Source organism: Bradyrhizobium sp. (assembly GCF_016462955.1).
Classification (GTDB): Bacteria; Pseudomonadota; Alphaproteobacteria; order Rhizobiales; family Xanthobacteraceae; genus Bradyrhizobium.
This window is the reverse complement of sequence record NZ_JAEMSD010000564.1, coordinates 1-4,072: the sequence shown is the minus strand read 5'-3', so window position 1 is coordinate 4,072 and position 4,072 is coordinate 1. Positions and strand designations below refer to the sequence as shown.

At 66.7% G+C, this 4,072-nt stretch carries 2 protein-coding genes; both read right to left on the bottom strand.

Going from position 1 to position 4,072, the window contains the following annotated elements; genetic code table 11:
* Positions 1 to 102 precede the first annotated feature (102 nt).
* A complete protein-coding gene (locus JHD07_RS34460) occupies positions 103 to 996 on the bottom strand; it encodes a LysR family transcriptional regulator (protein ID WP_291630280.1) in 894 nt (297 codons plus the stop codon).
* Positions 997 to 1,141: 145 nt separating this feature from the next.
* Positions 1,142 to 4,072: bifunctional [glutamine synthetase] adenylyltransferase/[glutamine synthetase]-adenylyl-L-tyrosine phosphorylase (locus JHD07_RS34455; protein ID WP_291630278.1), on the bottom strand; the 2,931-nt coding region annotated here is incomplete at its 5' end.

Sequence of the window (4,072 nt, the reverse complement as noted above, 5' to 3'; positions counted from 1 at the left end):
ATCCCGTTGCGGAGACACCCTCTCCCCTACCCTCTCCCGCAAGCGGGCGAGGGAGCGCACCGCCGGTGCGGCAATCAGATCTGATCACATCACTATCAATCTCTACAACTGCAGCGTCGGCGCGACTTCGCGCGCGACGTTGACCAGCGCTGCGATCAGCGGCGTCATGGGATCGCGCTGCGGGATCACCATGCCGATGCTGTAATTGACGTCAGGATCGACGATCGGGATCGAGCGTACCGTGTCGGACAGGCCGAGCGTCTCGGCGAGCTTGGCCGGCATCACGCTGGCCCAACGCCCGGTCTTCACATGCGTGAACAGCACCAAGAGCGAGTTCGAGGTCAGCGTCGGCGTCGCCTCCGCGCCGACCGAGCGCAGCGCGCGGTCGATGATGCGGCGGTTCTGCATGTCCGGCGTGAGCAGGCACAGCGGCACCTGGCCAACCTCCTTCCAGGTCACCGTCTCGCGGTCGCCGAACATCGCGTCCGGCGCGGTGAGCAGGCGATAGCTCTCGTTGTAGAGCGGAATGGTACGCACCTTGCCGATCGGTTCGTTCTCGATATAGGTCAGCCCGGCATCGACCTCGAGGTTTTCGAGCAACCCAAGCACCTCGGACGAGGTGGTGGACTGGATGCGGAAGCGCACCTCCGGATGCCGGGCGCGGAACGGCGTCGTCAGCGCGGCGACCATGCCGAGCACGGTCGGGATTGCCGCGATGCGGATCTCGCCGGAGAGCTGATGCTTCAGCCCGTTGATCTCCTCGCGCATCGCGCGGGCATCGCCCACGATCCGCCGCGCCCAATCGAGCGCGCGCTCGCCTTCCGGCGTAAAACCCTGGAAGCGGGAACCACGCTGGACCAGCATCACGCCGAGGATCTCCTCGAGCTGCTTGAGCCCGGTCGACATCGTCGGCTGCGTCACGCCGCAAGCCTCTGCCGCGCGTCCGAAATGCCGCTCCTTCGCCAGCGCCAGCAACAGTTCAAGCTTGTCGATCAAGCGTTCGTCCCTCGGATCCTGTCTGGCACGCAAGCTAGCATGTCCACTCTGGCCTCACACGGGAAAAACCAGCCGACGGAGCGTTCGACGCACGCTGCGCGGGGCTCGCCCCCGACGTCCGCGAGGCGCTCTCCCTGCTGAACGGCTAAGGCGCTTCCAGCAGCGCCCTGAACACGCGCCGCACCTCGCTCTGCGTTTCCTTCACCCGCGCCTCCAGCGAGGAGAAATCCGGCGCGTCGCCGGCGCGCGCCATCACGCGCTGCAGGTCGGTGCCCGCGGTTTCCGGCTTGAAGCGATCACTGACGCAGAGCCGCAGGATCTGCGTCAGATCGTGATAGAGCCGCGCGGCGGCGCGCAATATCTCGGTCTCCGGTTGCGGGAGCACGCCGAGCCTGCATGCGTTCTCGAGCACCTGCATGGTGCTGACGTCGAGAATCTCCGGCTTTTCGTGTGCGTGCACGAGCTGGAGATATTGCGCGATGAAATCGATATCGACCATGCCGCCAGCGGCATATTTGAGATCCCAGCAATCGCCCTCGCCCTTTTCCTGTGCTATGGCGCGCCGCATGTCGGCGACGTCGTTCGCGGTGATGGTGGGATCGCGGCGGCGGGTCAGGACGTCGCGGATCACGCGCTCGATCCGTTCCCGGAATTCGGGCGAGGCCGACACCACGCGCGCGCGCGTCAAGGCCATGTGCTCCCAGGTCCAGGCCTCGGTGGCCTGGTAGTCCGCGAACGAGACCAGGCTCGAGGCAACGGGGCCGGCGCGGCCCGAGGGACGCAGCCGCATGTCGATCTCGTAGAGCACGCCGTAATTGGTGCGCGTCGTGAAGGCGCTGATCAGGCGCTGGGTGAAGCGGGCGAAATAGTGCGCGCCGTGAAGCGATTTCACTCCATCCGAGTCCGGATGGTCGCCGTCGAAATCGTAGAGCAGGATCAGGTCGAGATCGGACGAGGCCGTCATCTCGCGGCTGCCGAGCCGGCCCATCGCGATGATCGCGGTCTCCTGCCCCTTGATGCGGCCGTGCTGTGCAGCGAAGCGTTCCGCGACGAGGCCGTGCACGGTGTGGACGATGCCTTCGGCGACATCGGCAAAGGCGGTGCTCGCCTGTTGCGCCGACACCGTACCGGAGAGGATGCGCGTGCCGATCAGAAACAGGCTCTCCTGCCCGAACAGCCGCAGGCGATCGAGGAACTCCTCGTATGAGCCCGCATCCTGCACGGTCGCAGCTAACCGTCCCGACAATTCCTGCCGGTCGGGCATGGCGCCGAAGAAGCGGGGATCGATCAGCCCGTCCATCAGCTGCGGCTGCCGGGCCAGCATCTCGCCGAGACGCGGTGCCGCACCCAGCACCAGCGCCACCAGCGCCACGAGATCACGATTTTGGCCGAGCAGCGTGATCAGCCGGCCGCCTCGCTGGAGCGCGCCGAGGAAATGATCGAACGCCACGACCGCGCGATCGGGCTCCTCGGCATGGGCGAGGCCGTCGATCAGGGCCGGCACGAATTCGAGGAAGGCGCTTCGGGTCGCCTCAACGCGTAAGACGCGGTAGTCGCCGGTGATCCAGTCGCGCACGGTCTGCGCGACGGCGGCCGGCTTCTTGAAGCCGAGCGTGACGAGGTGCTGGAGCAGGCGCGGATCGTCGGGACCCGCACTGTAGTCGAGCGCCGGCAGCTTGGCCGTGCCGGTCGGATCGTCGCCCTCGAACAGTTTTTCGTAATGACCCTGGACGATCTCGAGCTGGTGCAGGAGGTCGCGCGCAAAAGCCTCGCGGTCGGGATAGCCGAAGAAACAGGCGAAGCGCTCGACCGCCTGCTTGTCCTCAGGCAGCGTATGGGTCTGCTCGTCCGCGATCATCTGGAGGCGATGCTCGACCCGGCGCAGGAATTCATAGGCCGTCGTCAGCTCGTCACGCGCCGTCTCGGTGATCCAGTTGTTGGCGGCAAGCACGTCGAGCGCCCTCAGCGTCGGTCGCACCCGCAATTCCGGATGGCGACCGCCCGCGATCAGCTGCTGCGTTTGCGCGAAGAACTCGATCTCGCGGATGCCGCCGCGCCCGACCTTGACGTTGTGGCCCTCGACCGCGACCTCGCTCTGGCCGCGATAGGTCTGCATCTGCCGCTTCATGTCGTGTACGTCGGCGAGCGCGGCGAAGTCGAGATGCTTGCGCCAGACGAAAGGCGATATCTCGGCGAGCAATGCCTCGCCCGCTTTGGCATCGCCGGCGCAAGCCCGCGCCTTGATCATCGCGGCGCGCTCCCAGGTGCGCCCTTCCCGCTCGTAATAGTTCAGCGCGGCGTCCCGGGAGATCGCCACCTGCGTCGAGGATGGATCGGGCCGCAGGCGCAGATCGACGCGAAAGACGTAGCCCTCGTAAGTGCGCTGCTGCAGGATGCGCGCCATGCCCTGGGTTACGCGAACGAAGAACGGCTGCGCCTCGATGTCGGGCGCGATCGTGGTCGCATCGGGATCGAAGAACACGATCAGATCGATGTCGCTGGAATAGTTCAGCTCGCCCGCGCCCATCTTGCCCATCGCGAGCACGATCAGCCCGCAGCCCTCTTCGGGCGCCTCAGGATCGGGCGGCGAGAGCTTGCCGCGTGCGGCCTCCTGCCGCAGCAGGTACTGGAGCGCCGCCCGCACGGAGGACACCGCGACGTCGGTGAGCGCCGCCGTCACCCGCATCACCGGCCAGACCCCGCCGATGTCGCACAACGCGATCAGCAGGGCAGCCTCCGCCTTCATGCGGCGGAGCAACCGCATCACCTCGGCTTCGTCGGAGGCCGCGAGCACCGCGCTCCGGGCCTCGGCGATCAGTGCCGTCAGATGCAGATCCGGATCGCATTCGAGCAGCCGGATCAGGCGTAGGGGATCGGCCCGCACCAGATCGAACAAATAGGGCGAGAACTCCGCGATGCCGGTCAGGATATCCCGCGCGAAGGGACGAACCAGCAGGGCTTCGAGACGGGCCGACTGCGCCGGCTCGAGCTCGGCCAGCCAGCCTTCGAAACGTCGTTCGTCGGTAGCGGAAACGGCAAGATGGGGAGCTTCCGCGAAGCGCGCGGCCAGCCTCTC